The 16,440-nt window shown below is 74.1% G+C and carries 16 protein-coding genes; 7 read left to right on the top strand and 9 right to left on the bottom strand.

Features of this window, described 5'->3' with window-relative positions; translation table 11 throughout:
• Positions 1 to 60 precede the first annotated feature (60 nt).
• The gene (locus tag ACFPZN_RS36465; RefSeq protein ID WP_378287014.1) at positions 61 to 465 is read left to right on the top strand and encodes an NUDIX hydrolase; all 405 of its coding nucleotides are present in this window, start codon (positions 61 to 63) and stop codon (positions 463 to 465) included.
• Between the two features lie 24 nt (positions 466 to 489).
• On the opposite strand, the gene ACFPZN_RS36460 is transcribed toward ACFPZN_RS36465, so the two are convergent.
• Complete coding sequence (locus ACFPZN_RS36460; protein WP_378287013.1) at positions 490 to 1,755, bottom strand: YeeE/YedE family protein; 1,266 nt, start codon at positions 1,753 to 1,755, stop codon at positions 490 to 492.
• Between the two features lie 127 nt (positions 1,756 to 1,882).
• A complete protein-coding gene (locus tag ACFPZN_RS36455; protein ID WP_378287012.1) occupies positions 1,883 to 3,616 on the bottom strand; it encodes a CocE/NonD family hydrolase in 1,734 nt (577 codons plus the stop codon).
• Between the two features lie 193 nt (positions 3,617 to 3,809).
• On the opposite strand from ACFPZN_RS36455, the gene ACFPZN_RS36450 reads away from it, so the two are divergent.
• Entirely contained in the window at positions 3,810 to 4,439 is a 630-nt protein-coding gene (locus tag ACFPZN_RS36450; protein ID WP_378287011.1) for a hypothetical protein, read from the top strand.
• An 18-nt stretch (positions 4,440 to 4,457) separates the two neighbouring features.
• Here the strand turns inward: ACFPZN_RS36450 and ACFPZN_RS36445 are convergent, their stop codons facing one another.
• From ACFPZN_RS36445 to ACFPZN_RS36415, 7 genes are all read right to left on the bottom strand, one after another.
• Positions 4,458 to 5,618, bottom strand: coding sequence for an acyl-CoA dehydrogenase family protein (locus ACFPZN_RS36445; RefSeq protein ID WP_378287010.1), 1,161 nt, complete (start codon positions 5,616 to 5,618; stop codon positions 4,458 to 4,460).
• A 113-nt stretch (positions 5,619 to 5,731) separates the two neighbouring features.
• Entirely contained in the window at positions 5,732 to 6,949 is a 1,218-nt protein-coding gene (locus ACFPZN_RS36440; protein ID WP_378287008.1) for a winged helix DNA-binding domain-containing protein, read from the bottom strand.
• Between the two features lie 46 nt (positions 6,950 to 6,995).
• Positions 6,996 to 7,334 (bottom strand): hypothetical protein, encoded by a 339-nt coding sequence (locus ACFPZN_RS36435; protein WP_378287007.1) that lies wholly within the window; start codon positions 7,332 to 7,334, stop codon positions 6,996 to 6,998.
• Between the two features lie 100 nt (positions 7,335 to 7,434).
• Complete coding sequence (locus ACFPZN_RS36430) at positions 7,435 to 7,863, bottom strand: hypothetical protein (RefSeq protein WP_378287006.1); 429 nt, start codon at positions 7,861 to 7,863, stop codon at positions 7,435 to 7,437.
• Between the two features lie 115 nt (positions 7,864 to 7,978).
• Complete coding sequence (locus tag ACFPZN_RS36425) at positions 7,979 to 9,247, bottom strand: hypothetical protein (RefSeq protein WP_378287004.1); 1,269 nt, start codon at positions 9,245 to 9,247, stop codon at positions 7,979 to 7,981.
• 143 nt (positions 9,248 to 9,390) lie between these two features.
• Positions 9,391 to 11,172 (bottom strand): ABC transporter ATP-binding protein, encoded by a 1,782-nt coding sequence (locus ACFPZN_RS36420; RefSeq protein ID WP_378287003.1) that lies wholly within the window; start codon positions 11,170 to 11,172, stop codon positions 9,391 to 9,393.
• On the bottom strand, positions 11,169 to 13,118 hold the full coding sequence (locus tag ACFPZN_RS36415; RefSeq protein WP_378287002.1) for an ABC transporter ATP-binding protein: 1,950 nt from the start codon (positions 13,116 to 13,118) through the stop codon (positions 11,169 to 11,171). The genes ACFPZN_RS36420 and ACFPZN_RS36415 overlap by 4 nt, the downstream gene beginning before the upstream one ends.
• 185 nt (positions 13,119 to 13,303) lie before the next feature.
• On the opposite strand from ACFPZN_RS36415, the gene ACFPZN_RS36410 reads away from it, so the two are divergent.
• From ACFPZN_RS36410 to ACFPZN_RS36390, 5 genes are all read left to right on the top strand, one after another.
• Positions 13,304 to 14,053 (top strand): TIGR03085 family metal-binding protein, encoded by a 750-nt coding sequence (locus tag ACFPZN_RS36410; protein WP_378287001.1) that lies wholly within the window; start codon positions 13,304 to 13,306, stop codon positions 14,051 to 14,053.
• A 252-nt stretch (positions 14,054 to 14,305) separates the two neighbouring features.
• Positions 14,306 to 14,512: a cold-shock protein gene (locus ACFPZN_RS36405; protein WP_018657218.1), complete on the top strand. Its 207-nt coding sequence runs from the start codon at positions 14,306 to 14,308 to the stop codon at positions 14,510 to 14,512.
• Between the two features lie 144 nt (positions 14,513 to 14,656).
• Positions 14,657 to 15,055 (top strand): phosphoribosyl-AMP cyclohydrolase, encoded by a 399-nt coding sequence (hisI, locus tag ACFPZN_RS36400; protein ID WP_378287000.1) that lies wholly within the window; start codon positions 14,657 to 14,659, stop codon positions 15,053 to 15,055.
• Entirely contained in the window at positions 15,052 to 15,762 is a 711-nt protein-coding gene (locus ACFPZN_RS36395) for a Trp biosynthesis-associated membrane protein (protein ID WP_378286999.1), read from the top strand. The genes hisI and ACFPZN_RS36395 overlap by 4 nt, the downstream gene beginning before the upstream one ends.
• On the top strand, positions 15,759 to 16,430 hold the full coding sequence (locus ACFPZN_RS36390; RefSeq protein WP_378286998.1) for a response regulator transcription factor: 672 nt from the start codon (positions 15,759 to 15,761) through the stop codon (positions 16,428 to 16,430). The genes ACFPZN_RS36395 and ACFPZN_RS36390 overlap by 4 nt, the downstream gene beginning before the upstream one ends.
• The last annotated feature ends 10 nt before the right edge of the window (positions 16,431 to 16,440 follow it).

Here is a 16,440-nt window from a genome sequence, read left to right as displayed (position 1 = left end):
CATACGTGTATCAGCGTTCGAGCCTACGAGCTTGAGAGGTGATCATTGGCCGGGTACTCGGTGAGCGTAGCGGGGGTCGTCCTCGACGATCGGAAACGGGCGCTGCTCGTCCAGCGCCGCGACAACGGCCACTGGGAGCCGCCCGGTGGCGTCCTGGAACTGGACGAGACCGTCCACGAAGGGCTGCGCCGCGAGGTCCGGGAGGAGACCGGGCTGGAGGTCGAGCCCGGACCGCTGACCGGCGTCTACAAGAACATGGCGCGTGGCATCGTCGCGCTGGTGTTCCGCTGTCGCGCCACCGGCGGCCGTCTCGTGGAGACCGGGGAGGCCAAGGATTTCCGCTGGGCTTCGGTGGACGAGCTCGACGGCCTGATGGACGAGGCGTTCGCCATCAGGGTGCGGGACGCGTTGCGGGACGGCGCTGAGCCCGCCGTCCGGGAGCATGACGGCGTCCGGCTTCTTTGAGGGGGCTACGGGGTTGAGGTCAAGTCAGCAGACGCTGTCGCGGGGTGTGGGGTTGGCCAGGCCGAAGAGGGTGCGGGCGCGCAGGCCGACGTAGGTGCCGCCGATGGCGGCCAGGCCCCACAGCCAGCCGTGCAGGCTGCCGGAGGCGATGCCGGCCAGGTAGGCGCCGATGTTGCAGCCGCCGGCGAGGCGGGCGCCGACGCCCATGATGATCCCGCCCAGGACGGCGGCGGCCGCGGTGCGCCAGGGAATGTTCCGGTGCAGCGTCCACGCGCCGCTCGCGGCGGCGGCGACGGCGGCGCCGAGCATGATGCCGATGTCGGTCAGGCTGGTCTTGTCGGCCAGGACGGGGCCGTTCAGCATCGCGGCCTGCCGCGGCTGCTCCCAGAACGACCACGTCTCCGGGTGCAGCCCGATCAGCTGCAGGAACTTGGCGCCCCAGAGGGCGAACGCGCTGGTGATGCCCCAGGCGCCGCCGGAGACCAGCAGGACGCCGGCGCCCAGGACGGCCAGCACGACGGCCCCGGCCAGCAGCGGCCAGGAGCCGCGGACGATCCGCAGCGGCCCGCGGGCGGAGGGGACGGTGCCGACCGGGGGCGGGTTGCGGCGTTTCTGGATCACCCGGGTCAGCGCGACGACGCCCGCCAGCGCGGCGATCGTGACGGCCCAGGAGCCGAACCAGCCGATGTGGTCGGCCAGGACCACGCCCGGGAGGGCCGGCAGGTCCTTCACCAGGTCGAACTGCCAGGTGTAGAGGATCGAGCCGATGATGAACCCGCCCAGCGTCAGCACGATCGTGGACTGGCCCGAGCCGATCGCGAACAGCGTCCCGGACGCGCAGGCGCCGCCGAGCTGCATGCCGATGCCGAACAGGAACGCGCCGGCGATCAGCGCCACGCCCAGGTCGCCGCCGGAGGGCGCGGGCGTGGAGCCGAACAGGCCGGTGCCGGTGCCGATGATCAGGGCGAAGAGGGTGGCGGTGGAGCCGAGGAGGAGGGCGTGGGCGCGCAGGCCCGCGCCGTTGCCGACGGCCGTGAGCTGCCGCCAGGCGGAGGTGAACCCGAAGCGGGAGTGGAACAGCGCCAGGCCCAGGCCGAGGCCGAGGAGTAGGAGGACGCCCTGCTTGGCGCCGTGCTGCGTCCAGACGTAGGCGGTGAGGGCGGCCGAGCCGAGGGCGGCCACCAGCAGCGGGACGCGGTCGACCGGGCCGAGATCTTCGGCGGGCGGGGCGGGGGAGGAGGTGACCGGCGGGGGGAGCAGGCGGGCACGCGGAGGCAGCGTCGCGGACAAAGGGGGTCTCCAGGAGGCGTGGGGAGCGGACGGCGGCGGGGTCAGCCGCGACAGAGTCCGTCGTCAACGCAGGTCAGCGCCATGGTGAACAGCACCATGCGCAGCCGTGCGGTGGATCCTGGAACGCTCATGACCTGGACATCCTACCCGCCGGGGCGGAAACCTCCCAGTCCTCCTCCTCGGGCGCGGGCAGGGCCGCCTCCGGCGAGCGCACCACGACCGGCAGCAGGATCGCCGAGGGGCGGTCGGGGTCGTGGAAGACCTCCTGCAGCGCCGGGACGGAGTCGCGGGCGGTGGCGAGCGGCTCACCGGTGCCCGGGTTGGCCGCGACCTTGGGGTGGGCGCCGCTGGTCACGTGCACCCGGACGCGGTGGCCCCGGCGGAACCGGTGCCCGGTGGGCCACAGGTCGATCGCCAGCCGCCGCACGCCCTCGGTGCCCACGGGCTTGTCCGCCGCGACCGGCCGGTCCGGGTCCAGGCGCAGGCCGCCCTCGCACACGTTCAGGGACGTCCCGTCCGGGGCCACGTCGCACAGCCGCACGATGAAGTCGGTGTGCTCGCGGCTGGACCGGACGAACAGGTCGGCCGCCACCGGCCCGACGAGGTCGAGGTCCTCCGCCAGCACGGGCGAGGAGAAGACCAGGACGTCGGGGCGCCTCTCCAGGGGACGGTTGTCCACGGGCTTGGAACTGCCCAGGAGCGTGGGCCCGCCCAGGGCCGGGGTGGGGCGTGTGGGCTCGAAGCGGTAGTGGCTGGCGGGAGCGTCCTGTGGCCCGTCCACGCCCAGGCCGCCTCCGGCGTGCAGGTGCCAGCGCTCCTGCCGCATGCCGGGCGGCGGCCAGTCGGCGTAGTCGCGCCACTCCCGGCCCCCGGTGAGGTAGACGCGGACGGGGTTGGGCCGCAGCCCGGAGGGGTCGTCCAGCAGGTGCGCGCGGAACCAGGCCAGCGACTCCCGGAACGACACCACGGCGTGGCGGGCGTCGGTGTGCCACCACGGCCCGATCGTGAGGTACGGGCGGTGCCCGGCGGCCCTGAGCGCGAGGTAGTCCCTGACCTGCCACGGCAGGAACACGTCGTACCAGCCGCCCAGGAGGGCCACCGGGGCGGTCACCTCGCCGACCGTCCCGCTGAAGTCGCGCTTGAGCCAGTAGGCCGATCCGGGGTCGCGGTGGGCGGCCAGGAGGTCCTGGTAGAAGCTCATGGGGGCGCCGCCGGTGAGGGCGTCCAGCTCCGACAGGGGGCGTCCGCTGCGGGCGGCGCGGAGCGCCCTGCGCCGGGACAGCAGCGGCGCGGTGAACATCCCGAACGGCTGCTGCTGGTGGCGGGTGAGGGTGGTCCAGGACAGGGTGGACTCCAGGGCGAACGATCCGCCCACGTACGCGGCGTCCCGGAAGGAGGAGGCGGTGATCTGCAGGGACATCGCCTTGAGCTCGGGGCCCGCCTCCGCCGCCAGGGCCCAGGCCGAGTACCCGAGGTAGCTGGCGCCGTACGTGGCGAACGACCCGTTGAACCAGGGCTGGTTCCGCAGCCACTCCACCGTGGCCAGGCCGTCGTCGCGCTCGCTGCCCAGGGGGTCGAACTCGCCGCCCGACCCGAACGTCCCGCGGGCGCTCTGCACCAGGAGCTGGAAGCCGAACGGCACGAACGGCAGGCCGTTGAGGACGGCGGCGGGGCCGCGCCGGCCGTAGGGGGTCCGGACCAGGATGGTGGGCGGGGGCTGCCGCGTGCCGACGGGCACGTACCGGTCGGCGAGCAGCGTCACGCCGTCGTTCATGGTGACCGGCAGGTCGCGCTCGACCCGGTAGCGGTTGAAGGGGTAGGGCATGAGGGCGCGCGTCCGCAGCGTGGGGGGGCTGGGCATGCGGATCGGAGGGGTGTGCCAACGGTCCCTGAGCGCCATGATGACTCTCCAGTCGCCGTACGACCCCGGCGGGGACGGGTGTCCGTCGGCCGATTGTGGCTACTACTTAGTAACAATATCCGTTTGGGCCGCTCATCACACCTCCGGACTATATTTGCGGAGATAAAGGAAATACCGCGCGGGGGAGCTCAGCATGTGGCCCGGATCCGATCTGCCCATGGGGCCGCCGCCTCAGCCGCCGACCCGGCCGGGGGCTCCGTCCGGCAAGGACCTCCCGCCCGTGCGCCCGGGCAGCGGCTGGTACGCGCTGCCGCTCGCGCTCGTGCTGGTGCCGCTGCTGATCTTCATCGTGGTGTTCGCCCTCAACTGGCAGGACTCCCAGGCCGCCGACGGGCCCAGCGCGAGCGGGGACGCGCGGGCCGGCATCTCCGTCGAGCTCAAGGCGGGGCACACCTACTTCCTGTACGTGCGCCTCGGCGACCCCACGCCGGCGTCCTGCGCCCTGGTCAGGGACGGCAGGCCCGACCCGTTCCCGCTGACCCGCGAGCACTCCTGGAGCGCCAGCGACCGCACCGGCTACCGCTACGCCGCCACGTTCGAGGCCCCGCTGACCGGCAGCGCCCGGCTGACCTGCGAGGGCTCCGGGGACATGCTCATGACGCCCGACGACACCTCCTACGGGTACCTGGGCCTGGCGATGCTGGCCTGCCTCGGGCTCGGCGCGGCCGGGGGCGCGGCGTTCGTCGTGATCGCGGTGATGCGCAACAGCAGCGTCAAGCGCCGCCGCGCCGCCGCGATGGGCCCGTACGGCACCCCCTACTAGGGCGGTCGCCCCGGCGGTTCAGGAGCCGCGCTGCTCGGCGTCGCGGGCCAGGTGGCGGCCGATGACCATGCGCTGGATCTGGTTGGTGCCCTCGAAGATCTGCATCACCTTGGCCTCGCGCATGTACCGCTCGACCGGGAAGTCGCGGGTGTAGCCGTACCCGCCCAGCACCTGCACGGCGTCGATCGTCACCTTCATCGCCGCGTCCGTCGCGACCAGCTTGGCGATCGAGGCCTGCCGCCCGAACGGCAGCCCCCGGTCCTTGCGCCGGGCCGCGTCCAGGTAGGTGGCGCGGGCCGACTCCACGGCGGCGGCCATGTCGGCCAGCAGGAACGACAGCCCCTGGTTGGCGATGATGGGCCGGCCGAACTGCTCGCGCCGGGCCGCGTACGACACCGCGTGGTCCAGCGCCCCCTGCGCCAGGCCCACCGCGCACGCCGCGATGCCCAGCCGTCCCGAGTCCAGCGCCGACAGCGCGATCGGGAAGCCCTGCCCCTCCTCGGCCAGCCGGCTCCCGGCGGGCAGCCGGGCGTCCTCGAAGATCAGCTGCGCGGTGGTGGAGCCGGTGAGCCCCATCTTCCGCTCGGGCGGCCCGAACGTCAGCCCGTCCATCCGCCCCTCGGTGAGGAAGCAGCTGATGCCGCGGCCGCCGTCGTCGGACGTCCGCGCGAACAGCACGTAGAAGTCGGCCTCGCCGCCGTGGGTGATCCAGGTCTTGGTGCCGTTCACCCGGTAGCCCTCGCCGTCGGGCACCGCGCGGGTGCTGAGCGCGCCGGCGTCCGAGCCCGCGTGCGCCTCCGACAGCGCGTACCCGCCCAGCAGCTCGCCGCCGAGCATCTCGGGCAGCCGCTTGCGCTGCTCGTCGGTGCCGAAGGTGGCCAGCGGGTAGCAGGACAGGGTGTGCACGCTGACCCCGACCGCGACCGACGCCCACACCGAGGCGATCTCCTCCAGCACCTGCAGGTAGATCTCGTACGGCTGCCCGCCGCCGCCCTGGTCCTCGGGGTAGGGCAGGCCCAGCAGCCCGGCCCGGCCGAGCACGCGGAACATCTCGCGGGGGAAGGCCGCGGCCTCCTCGGCGGGGGCGGCGCGCGGCGCCAGCTCCTTGCGCGCGATGTCGCGGGTCAGCTCGATGAGGTCCTCGGCTTCGGCGGTGGGGAGCATGCGTTCTGCGGGCATGCCCACATCTTCGCCGATGCGCGGAACCCGCCGCGCGCCGCCCCGCTCGTTCGGCCGGGCGCCGGCGCGGAAGGCGAGGTCGCGGGGCCGATGGCGGTGGGTCAGGCGGGGGGTCAGGCGGTGAGCTCGCGTTCCAGGGGGGTGCGGAAGCGCGGGGTCACGCGGACGTCGCCGCACCAGGCGCCGATCCGCTCGGCCTCGGCGGCGACCGCCGCCTCCGCCTCGGCGCCCGCGTCCTCCAGCAGCCGCACCGCGATCTCACCGTCGGCGCGCTGCGCCCAGCCGCCCACCACGCGGCCGTCCCACCACACGGTCGGGCCGATGTTGCCGGAGCGGTCGAACAGCCGCGGCGCGTGCCCGCCGAGGAACCAGCCGCGCTCCTGCCAGCCCATCGGGGTGGGGTCGAGGGCGGGCAGCAGCGCCGCCCACGGGCCGCCGGACGGCTCCGGCGGGGCCTCCAGGTCGTCGGCCAGGACCAGCCCGGTGGTGTCGCCGGCCGGCCCGCCGGTCAGCTCGACCTCGCCCACGTCCAGCAGGGCCAGGGCCTTCTTCACCTCGCCGGCGCTCCAGCCCGTCCACCACTTGAGGTCGGAGACCGGCGCGGGCCCGAACGCGCGCAGCCAGCGGCCGGCCAGCTCGGCGCGGGCCCGGTCGGCGGGCAGCGGGGCGATGCCGCCGGGCAGCCACTCCTCGACGGGGGCCCAGCGGTACTGGCTGCTGATCCACGATCCGTTGGGGCGGCCGCGCACGATGCGGCCCTTGCAGCCCAGCGTGACCAGGACCCAGGTGGTGATGCCGGTGGGCCGGGAGTAGGACTTGCCCGGCGCGGCGTCGACCTTGACGCGCAGCCGCGGCTCGTCGGTGCTGAGCTGCGCCCCGGTGGCCTCGCCGCGGGCCAGCAGGGCCCGGTGCGTGGCCTCCTCCACCTCGTCGAGCCAGGCGTCGAGGCCGCCCGCGGGGACGTCGATCTGGTCGAGGATGCCGCCGCGCTCCATGAGCCGGGCGTAGGTGCGGCGCTGCCGGACGGCCAGCGCGTCGGCGCACGCGGCCTGCAGCGTCGGGACCAGCTCGACCGGCACCACGAACATCGTGCGGCGCATGGCCAGCATCCGCAGCAGCGCGCGGTCGTCGTAGAGCGCGCTCTCGACGTCGGCCGGGGCGATCCCGTCGCCGCGCGCCGCCACCGAGAGGAAGACCGTGGCGGGGTCGGTGGCGTGCAGGGCCACCAGGGACCGGGCGACGTCGGCGGGGCCGCCGGCGCGGGCCGAGGGGGCCAGCCGGTGGCGCAGGGCCAGCCGGAGCCGCCGCTCGGCCACATCGATCGAACGCATGGTCGAATACTACGCGTCCGGGCCCGCCGCGCGGGCCCGGACGGGATCAGCCGCCGCCGCCGTTGGAGATCTTGACGACCACGTTGTCCTGGGTGACCGACTGGACCGACACGTCGAACCCGTCGGCCTGCTCGCCCTCGCCCACCGGAACGGTGATCTGCTGTCCGGCGACCTTCATCGTCACGTTCTGGCCCTGCACGCTGACCAGCTCGGCCTTCACCCCGAGGATGGACGCGCTCGCGTCGACGCCGCGGTTGAAAGTCACGGTGCACGCGTTGACCGTGCAGTCCGTCGTCGCGTTCTCGCTGCTGCACGCCGCGGCCGCGCCCAGGGGCAGCAGCACCAGGGGGAGCACGGCCAGTTTCCGTCGAACAGGGGAGATCATGGCAGCGAGTCTAGAGGGCGCCGCCCCCGCCGCTCGCCCTCCCGGAGGCGGAACCGCGCGTGACGAAAGTAGTACCCGGCGGTGACGGCACGGGCCCGGGTCAGCCGCCGGAGTGGTGCTGGTCGCCATTGATGATCTTGCCGCCCACCTCCTTGCGCAGCGACTCCAGGATCGGCGGCGTGGCGACGGCCACCCACCGCGGCCCCACCAGGTACGAGCCGCCCCACGGCTTGGCCTCGGTGAGCCAGGAGTCGCGCCCCTTGTCGTCGGTGAAGCTCACCAGCGTGTAGCGGCCCCGCGAGGTCTGGCAGGCGCCCTGCCGGAGCTCGGCGGAGTTGCGCTTGCCGGCCAGCGTGCAGCCGGTCTTCTGGGCCAGCTGCTCGATGGTGGCCGGCTTGGCGGCCGGCCCCTCGTGGCCCGAGTGCGACGCCGAGCCGGACGAGCCGGAGCAGCCGGCGGCCAGCGGCACGATGACGGCGCCGCACAGCAGCGCGGCCTTGACCGGGGTCATCTGGTACAGGGAGCCCATGGGCCCGTCCTCCCGCGATGTTTGCGTGATCGACGGGAGGTACGCACCCGGGGGACCGGCGGTTCAGCGCCCGGCGGGAATCGTTCGGGGCCCCGCTCCATGAGGCCGGGTCCCGCTACATCAGGCGGCCCGCGGCGGTGGCGCGCACGCCGGGCTCCTCGGCGTCGTCGTGGTGCAGGCGCTGCAGCCGGATGCGGGTCTCGGGGGTGAGGGGGGCGGTCTGGGAGGCGACCTGCCGGACGCCTTCCTCGCAGTCCCACAGGCCCTCGATGGTGTAGGACTCGGCGGTGTGGGGGGCGGTGCGGGTCAAAGCGGTGAGCACACGCGGTCGTAGATACGAGTAGGTCGACTCGGTCCAAGCGGTCTTCAGCAGCGGGACGGCCTCGCCGGCGCGCAGCCTGCCCAGCCCCTCGATGGGCCCGGCGGCGCCGCCCCAGTCCCGGCGTTCCAAAGCGACATGCAGTTCGGTCATCAACAGGGGGATGTCCTGGTGGGTGCCGTAGCGGGCCAGGATGCTCAAGCCCATGTCCGCGCACCCGCCCCGCGTGGTGGCCCAGGACCGCGCCCGCGGCAGCGCCTCGGGCCCGTACTGCCGCAATGCCCGGCACACCGCGCCGCCCCATCTGTTGGGACGCTGCGGCAGGATCTCCTCCGCCAGGTCGAGCAACCCGGGGGCGCGCCTGCGGCCCAGTTCGAAAATGGCCGCGACGGCGCCGTCGTCGCGCCGCCGGGCCATGTCGAGCAGCTCGGCCTCGGTCCGCTCGGACCGGTCGCCGCGCTCACCCGTGCCCACCCCGGCGAGACGCCGCGCCCGCCCGTTCTCCCGCACCCGGGTCAGCGCCGCCGCGATCCGCGGCTGCCGGGACGCCCAGCTCTCGATCACCGGATTGCCCGGATCGGAGATCAGGCAGTCCAAAGCGGCCTCGTCGCATCTGGCCGCGACCAGCGCGTCCATGCCCGCCGCCAGCGCCGGATCGCCCAGCCCGGTCAGGGCGTCCAGCGCGTCGAACCAGTGGTCGCCCTCCTCGGCGTACTGGCGGAGCGGGCCGGCGGCCTCCCGGCGGCTCAGCCGCACCAGTTCGGTCAGCACGTCCAGCGCGAGCTGGACCCGCCACTCGTCGCCCTCGGCGTGCCAGGCGTCGGCCGGGTCGAAGAGGTGCTCGGCCACCGGGCCCGTCGGCAGCTCCAGATCGACCATGAGCCGGGCGTAATACAGGCCGCGCGTCTCGCACTGGGGGTCATAGCGCGGATCGCGGCGTATGCAGTCGTACACGTACTCGCCCGCGCCCGGCTTGTCGGCCGCGCGCCGCGCCGCCCTGCCCAGACCCCGCTGCAGCTGACCGTGCAACGTGCCCGCTGATTGCATCACGACCTCGTTCTTCACCACGCCAGAATGCGCACCCGACCAGATATCGGGCAAGTGCTTTACCCCTGATCGGCCGGTCTCCTTCCCCGGTCAGGGCCACCCCAAGCCTCCCCCCGGGAAGTACCAATGGGTATGTCCCCGCCGGCGGCACCGGCCGGACATCACAGCGCCCGCTGGGCGATCCACGACGCGTGCAGGTCCGCGTAGACCCCGGGCCGGGCGACCAGCTCGGCGTGCGGGCCGCGCTGGACGATCCGCCCCGCGTCGAACACGATCACCTCGTCGGCCGACTCCGCCGTCGACAGCCGGTGCGCGATCGAGATCGCCGTCCGGCCCCGCGTCACCCCGTCCAGCGCCCGCTGGATCCGGACCTCGGTGGCCGGGTCGACGGCCGAGGTGGCCTCGTCCAGCACCAGCAGGTCCGGGTCGGCGATGTAGGCGCGGGCCAGCGCGACCAGCTGCCGCTCGCCGGCCGACAGCGACTCGCCGCGCTGCCCCACCGGCGTCTCCAGCCCCCGCGGCAGGCCCTCCAGCCAGTCGGCCAGGCCCAGCTCGGTCATCGCCAGCAGCAGGTCCTCGTCGGTGGCGTCCGGCCTGCCGTAGCGGACGTTGTCGGCCAGCGACGCGTCGAACAGGAACCCGTCCTGCGGCACCATCACGATCCGCTCCCGCAGCGAGGAGAAGCGGACCCGGTCCAGCTCCACCCCGTCCACCAGGACGCGTCCCGACGCGGGGTCCATGAGCCGCGTGAGCAGCTTCGCGAACGTGGTCTTGCCCGAGCCCGTCTCGCCCACCACGGCCACCCGGGAGCGCGGCGCGATGGCCGCGTTCACCTCGTGCAGCACGGGCGGCCCGCCGGGGTAGGCGAACCCCACGTCCTCGAAACGGATCTCGATCGGGCCGCGCGGCAGCACCTCCCCGTCCTCGCCCGGGTCGGCCACGTCGGGCTCGGTGTCGAGGACGCCCAGCACCCGCCGCCACCCGGCGATGGCGTTCTGCGCCTCGTTCAGGACCTCGGTGGCCGTCTGCATCGGGCTGACGAACAGGGTCACCAGGAACAGGAACGCCACCAGCTTCCCGGCCGACAGGTGCCCGCCCACGCCCAGCAGCGTCCCGGCCACCACGACCCCGGCCGTGGCCGTCGCCGCGACCAGCTCGCTGGTGGGGAAGGTGAGCGCCACGAGTCCCTGCGCCTTCGTCTGCGCCCGCCGGGTCGCGTCCACGCTCTCGTCCACGCGCTGCGCGGTGCGCTCCTCCGCCCCGTAGGCGCGGATGACCGGAGCCCCCACGACCGACTCGCTGACCGCTGCCAGCAGGTCGCCCATGCGCTCGCGCACCCGCGTGTAGGCGCCCGACACCAGCCGCTGGATCCAGCGCAGCGCGAACGCCAGCGGCAGGAACGTCACCCACACCAGCAGCGTCAGCTGCCAGGAGTAGACCGCCATCAGCACGCTGGCCACCACCAGCTGCCCCAGCGACACGATGATCATCAGCCCGCCCCACTGCATGAACTGGCTGATCTGGTCCACGTCGCCGGTGACCCGCGAGACCAGCGCGCCGCGCCGCTCGCCGCTCTGGGTCAGCATCGACAGGTCGTGCACGTGCCGGAACGCCTTCACCCGCAGCGTGGCCAGCCCCGTCTCGGAGGACCGGTAGAGGCGGACGTTCATCGCGTACGCGCTCAGCGCGGTCGCCAGCACCGCCACCGCGCACAGCAGCACCGCGTTCCGGATGAACGCGACGTCGGGCCCGCCCGCCGCGCCCAGGCCCCGGTCGATCGTCTGCTGGACCGCGACGGGCACCACCACGCGGCCCGCCGTCGCCACCAGCGCCAGCAGCAGCGTCCCGGCCAGCCCGGCCCCGAACTCGGGGCTCAGCCGGATGCCGCGCCGCAGCGTGGCCAGGGCGCCCTCGCCCGCGGCCACTTCGTTGAGAGTGGTCATTGTGCGAGCGCCCCCTGCTCCTCGTCCTCGCCGGTCACTGTCCGGGCCTTCTCCGTGGCGGGCTCCTCGTCGCCTTCCAGCGCCTCCTGCTCCGCCTCGGCGCGCTCGTAGGCGTTGACGAGGTTGCGGTAGCCCTCGGAGCGCTCCAGCAGCTCGGTGTGCGCGCCGCGGTCCAGGACGCGGCCGCGCTCCATGTAGACGACCTCGTCCGCCAGTGAGATCGTCGCCTTCCGGTAGGCGACCACCACGACGGTGGCCCCGTTCTCCCCGCTCTCCTGGGTGTCCCGGATGCCCTCCAGGATCCGGGCCTCCACCTGGGGGTCGACACTGGACGTGGCGTCGTCCAGGACCAGCAGGCGGGGGCGTCGCACGAGGGCGCGCGCCAGGGCCAAGCGCTGGCGCTGGCCGCCCGACAGCGTCGCGCCGCGCTCGCCGACCTCGGTGTGCAGGCCATCGGGGAGCGCGGCCACGAAACCGTCCGCCTGGGCCAGGCGCAGGGCCTCCCACACGCGCTCGTCCGGCACGTCCAGGCCGAGGGTCACGTTGCCGCGCACGTCGTCGTCGAACAGGAACGTCTGCTGGGGGACCAGCGCGGCGGTCTCCGCCACCCCTCCTTGCCTGACGTCGCGCACGTCTACCCCGTCCAGCAGCACCGAGCCGTCGGCGGGGTCGACCAGCCGCACCAGGAGCGAGGTCAGCGTGGACTTCCCGGAGCCGGTGGGGCCGACGATCGCGATCGTGCGGCCGGGCGCCGCGGCGAAGCTCACGTCGTGGAGCACCCTGACCTGTTCGGTCGCGGCCGCCCTCTCGGGCGCCCCGAGGTCGTCGCCGCGCTCGGCGGGAGCGCCGCCGGCATCGCCGGCGGAGTCGCCGGTGGAGTCGTTCGCGTCGGCCGGTGCGACGGGCGCCTCGTAGGCGAAGCGGACCTCGCGCACCTCCAGTTCCGCGGCCTTGTCCCCGTCCAGGGCACCGTCCCCGTACGGCAGGGAGCCCCCGGCGTCCAGGACGCCCCGTACCCGCCGCCATCCGACGACACTGCGGGGCACCTCCGCCAGCACCCACCCCAGGGCGCGGATGGGGAAGGCCAGCAGAGTGAAGAGGTAGGCCACGTTGACGAGGTCGCCGGCCGTCATGGCGCCGCCCTGCAACCGGACGGACCCGACCCACAGCACGGCCAGGACGCCCAGGTTGGGCAGCGCCTCCAGCACGGGGTCGAACAGCCCGCGGACCCGCCCGACCGCGATGTTGGCGTCCCGCAGCGCGTCCGCCGCCCCGGCGAACCGCTCGGTCTCCGACCGCTCCCGGCCGAGGGTCTTGACCACCAGGCCGCCCTCGAAGCTCTCGTGCGCCACCTCGCTGACCTCGGCGCGCAGCTGCTGCGCGCGGGTCGCGACGGGCGCCAGCCGGCGCTGGTAGAGGACGTTGAGCAGCGCGATGGCGGGGAACACCAGGAAGCCGACGACCGCCACCGTCACGTCGGTGAGCACGATCGAGACCGCGGCGATCAGCAGCATGAACACCACGCCCACCGCCATCGGCAGCGGCGCGATCGGCGCCCACGACGCCTCCACGTCGGCGTTGGCGTTGGACAGCAGCTGCCCGGTGGGGTGCCGGTGGTGCCAGGCCAGGGGGAGCCGCAGGTACTGGCGGGTCACCGCGCGCCGGTACCTGGCCTGCATCCGGTACTGCATCAGCCCCGCGAAGAAGCGGCGGCCCGCCACCCCCAGCGCCTTGAACAGCGCGACCGCCAGGATCGCGGTCGCGGCGGAGGCCAGGGCCCCCGCCGTCGTGTCACCCGACTCGAAGGCCGGGAGGATCACCTCCTCGGTGGCCCACCCGAGGACCCGGGCGGTGCCCACGGTCATCGCGGCGTACAGGCCGCTGGCGATGACCGAGAGCGCGAAGACCCTGGGCTCGGCGCGCACCGCCACCCACAGGACCCGCATCCCCTCTCGGAGGATGCGTGACTTGACACGCGTCGACCCACTTGGCACGGACACTCCTCCACACAGACGCCGACGCCCTGGCGCGACCCCCTCCGGGCGCTGGACGGGGTTGCGGGCGTGCACATGCCTACCATCCGCAGAGACCCCTTATTCCCCATGAAGGGGGCAGGGCCTACCATCGCCGGATGAATCGGCATTTCGGGCGGGATGCTGCGCCGTCGCGCGCGCCCGTGCGGCCCGTCCGGGACGAGCGGTCGGCGCTGTGCGACGCGCTGGCCGAGGCCGGCCCCGCCGCGCCCACCGGATGCGCCGGCTGGACGGCCGCCGATCTCGCCGCGCACCTGGTCGTGCGGGAGGGCCGCCCGGACGCCGGGCCGGGAATTCTGCTGCCCCTCCTGGCCTTCCACACGGAGCGGGTACGGCGCCGGGCGGTACGGACGAGCGCCTTCGAGGAGCTGGTGGACCGGATTCGGCGCGGACCTCCGAAGTGGTCGCCGTACGCGGTTCCGGTCATGGACAAAAACGCGAACGCGGTCGAGTTCTTTGTCCATCATGAGGACGTCCGCAGGGCTCGTCCCGACTGGGAGCCCCGGACGCTGAGCCCGGCCCTGGAGGACCTTCTGTGGCGGCGGATAAAAATTGCCCGCTTTGCGCTAAGAAAAGTGCCGGTTGAGGTCACCTTGATCCGCCCCGACGGCCGGACCGCCCGGGCCTCCTCCGGGCGGGGCCGCCGAACCCCCGGCGGCGCCGCCGGTCGCGCCTCCGGGCCCGGCCGCACGGGCCCGCCGTCCCGCTCCGGAGGGGGCGTCCGCGTCCACGGACCGGTGGGGGAATTGGTGCTGTGGGCCCTCGGGCGCGCCGATGTCGCGCGTGTACGCCTCACCGGGTCGCCGCAGGCCCTCGACATCCTCCATGAGACGGGTTGGCGCCTTTAACGGGGCGGTAACGGGAAGGTTCGCCGACAGGTGAATCGGGGGGGTTGTAGCTCCTCCGCTTTACGGGGAACCGGTGATACGGTGGGGCCGTCGGTTGCAGTCGTGGTTCTCGATCGTTTGTCAGACGCCCGCGGACTGATGGCAGCGGGCGTTTTGGCTTTTCCGGGACCGTACCGGGAGGCGAGAGCGTTCCGCAGTGACCGCGCTGGGCCCGCGAGGTGTGGGCCCACGTTTTGCCGCAAGGAGAAAGACATGCCCCAGCAGGGCACCGTGAAGTGGTTCAACGCCGAGAAGGGCTTCGGTTTCATCGCCGTCGACGGCGGTGGGCCGGACGTGTTCGTGCACTACTCGGCGATCCAGTCCTCCGGGTACCGCACGCTGGACGAGAACCAGCGCGTCCAGTTCGAAGTGACGCAGGGTAACCGGGGTCCGCAGGCCGACCAGGTCGTCCCCCTGTAACACGCGTTACACCCTAGTCCTACAGCATGGCCCGCATCCCGAGCCGGGGGTGCGGGCTTTGCCGTATGCGCGGGCGGGCGGACGGCGCGCGGGCGCGGGCGGGGTTGTGCCGGGTCGCGCGGGGGAGCAGGCACAATGGATCGCATGTCCGCTAGCGCGTCCAACCTGGACCCCAAGATCGCTGACCGTCTCAAGCGCACCAAGGACGGCCTCGTCCCGGCCATCGCCCAGCAGCATGACACCGGCGAGGTGCTCATGCTGGGCTGGATGGACGACGAGGCCCTGCACCGCACCCTGACCACCGGCCGCTGCACCTACTGGTCGCGCAGCCGCCAGGAGTACTGGGTGAAGGGCGAGAGCTCCGGGCACCAGCAGTGGGTCAAGTCGGTCGCGCTCGACTGCGACGGCGACGCGATCCTGGTGAAGGTCGACCAGGTCGGCGCCGCCTGCCACACCGGCGACCGCACCTGCTGGGACGCCGACGTGCTCGAGCCGGTCGTCGGGGAGAGGCCCGCCGCCCCGGGAGGTTCCGAGAGCCCGTGAGCCCCAGCCGTGAGCGCGGCCTGGCCGCGCTGCTGTGCGCAGGCGGCGCCGGGCTCGCGCTGCTGGCCGCCGGGCGCCCCTGGGCGACCGTGCGGGCCCAGGACGCCATCACGCCCTTCGCCCAGGACCTCACCGGCCGTGACCTGGGCGGCGCCGCGGGCGCCCTGGGCTGGGCCGCCCTGGCCGGGCTCGCCGCGCTGTTCGCCACCCAGGGCCGTGTGCGCGCGGGCGTGGGCGTGCTGCTGGCCCTGTTCGGGGCGGGCATCGGGTACGGCTCGGTGACGGTCGTCCAGCGGTCCGACGTGCTGGCCGCCGCGGGCGAGAAGAGCGCCCTGCTGCGGCTGGGCGGGAACCTGTCCGTCGAGGTCGGGCCCTGGTGGGCGGTGTCGCTGGCCGGGGGGCTGCTCCTGGTGGCCGCGGGCGCGGTCACCGTGCTGCGCGGCGCCCGCTGGCCGGGCATGTCGGCGCGGTACGAGCGCGCGCCGGCCTCCGCCTCCCCGCGTCCCGCCGGCGAGGGCCCTGGCAGCGGCCCCGGCGACGGCTCCGACGACGGCCCTGTCGGCTCCGGCGGCGCCGAGCGCCCGGCCGAAGACCGCACCGGAGCGGCCGACGACCCCGCGAGCCTGTGGAAGTCGCTCGACCGCGGCGAAGACCCGACCGCCTCTTCCGCGGCGGCCCGCCCCGCGTCCGGCGACCGCCGCCCATGAACCTCGAGGGAGGGGGCGGCGGCCTGGTCCTGCTGGTCGAGCACGACGAGGGCGTCGCCGAGCTGGAGCGCCGCTATCTCGCCCGCGAGGGCTACGAGATCGAGCTGGAGACCGACCCGGCGCGTGCGGCGTCGGCCGCCGGGCGGCTGCGGCCGGATGTGGTCGTCCTGGACCTGTCCACCGCCGCGCTGCCCACCGACCTCTACCGGCGCGTGGCCGAGGCGGCGGGGAGCGCCCCCGTCGTGGCCGTGACCGGCCCGCTGGAGCCCGCGGCCGCCCGCGGCCTGGGCGAGCACAGGGTGACCAGGCCGTTCAGCCCCAGAGTGCTGGTGAGCGCCGTGGGGGACGCCCTGCGCGGTGATGGGCCCGGCCCGCCCCCGGGAACGCTCCGGGCGGGGACGGTGGCCATGGACCCGCGCGCCCGCACGGTCGCCGTCGGGGAGCGTTCCGTCGCCCTCACCGTCACCGAGTTCGACCTTCTGGAGTTCCTCATGGGGAACGCCGGGCGGGTCTTCACCCGCGAGCAGCTCCTCGACGCGGCCTGGGGGCCGGGCGCGGGCGCCGGGAGCCGCACCGTGGACGTCCACATCGCCCAGCTGCGCTCCAAGCTGGGCGAGGGAAGCCCCATCCGGACCGTGCGCGGCGTGGGGTACGTCCTGGACGCCTAGGCTGGGCGGC

This window comes from Actinomadura rugatobispora, assembly GCF_042656285.1.
In the GTDB taxonomy this organism is placed as follows: Bacteria; Actinomycetota; Actinomycetes; order Streptosporangiales; family Streptosporangiaceae; genus Spirillospora; species Spirillospora rugatobispora.
This window is presented reverse-complemented; position numbering and strand designations above follow the sequence as displayed.

What these genes read in the sequence shown, in the direction of transcription:
- ACFPZN_RS36455 (WP_378287012.1), bottom strand. Translation starts at nt 3,616, where the DNA reads ATGCCCAGCCCCCCCACGCTGCGGACGCGCGCCCTCATGCCCTACCCC.
- ACFPZN_RS36450 (WP_378287011.1), top strand. Translation starts at nt 3,810, where the DNA reads ATGTGGCCCGGATCCGATCTGCCCATGGGGCCGCCGCCTCAGCCGCCG.
- ACFPZN_RS36445 (WP_378287010.1), bottom strand. Translation starts at nt 5,618, where the DNA reads ATGCCCGCAGAACGCATGCTCCCCACCGCCGAAGCCGAGGACCTCATC.
- ACFPZN_RS36440 (WP_378287008.1), bottom strand. Translation starts at nt 6,949, where the DNA reads ATGCGTTCGATCGATGTGGCCGAGCGGCGGCTCCGGCTGGCCCTGCGC.
- ACFPZN_RS36435 (WP_378287007.1), bottom strand. Translation starts at nt 7,334, where the DNA reads ATGATCTCCCCTGTTCGACGGAAACTGGCCGTGCTCCCCCTGGTGCTG.
- ACFPZN_RS36430 (WP_378287006.1), bottom strand. Translation starts at nt 7,863, where the DNA reads ATGGGCTCCCTGTACCAGATGACCCCGGTCAAGGCCGCGCTGCTGTGC.
- ACFPZN_RS36420 (WP_378287003.1), bottom strand. Translation starts at nt 11,172, where the DNA reads ATGACCACTCTCAACGAAGTGGCCGCGGGCGAGGGCGCCCTGGCCACG.
- ACFPZN_RS36415 (WP_378287002.1), bottom strand. Translation starts at nt 13,118, where the DNA reads ATGCGGGTCCTGTGGGTGGCGGTGCGCGCCGAGCCCAGGGTCTTCGCG.
- ACFPZN_RS36410 (WP_378287001.1), top strand. Translation starts at nt 13,304, where the DNA reads ATGAATCGGCATTTCGGGCGGGATGCTGCGCCGTCGCGCGCGCCCGTG.
- ACFPZN_RS36405 (WP_018657218.1), top strand. Translation starts at nt 14,306, where the DNA reads ATGCCCCAGCAGGGCACCGTGAAGTGGTTCAACGCCGAGAAGGGCTTC.
- hisI (WP_378287000.1), top strand. Translation starts at nt 14,657, where the DNA reads ATGTCCGCTAGCGCGTCCAACCTGGACCCCAAGATCGCTGACCGTCTC.
- ACFPZN_RS36390 (WP_378286998.1), top strand. Translation starts at nt 15,759, where the DNA reads ATGAACCTCGAGGGAGGGGGCGGCGGCCTGGTCCTGCTGGTCGAGCAC.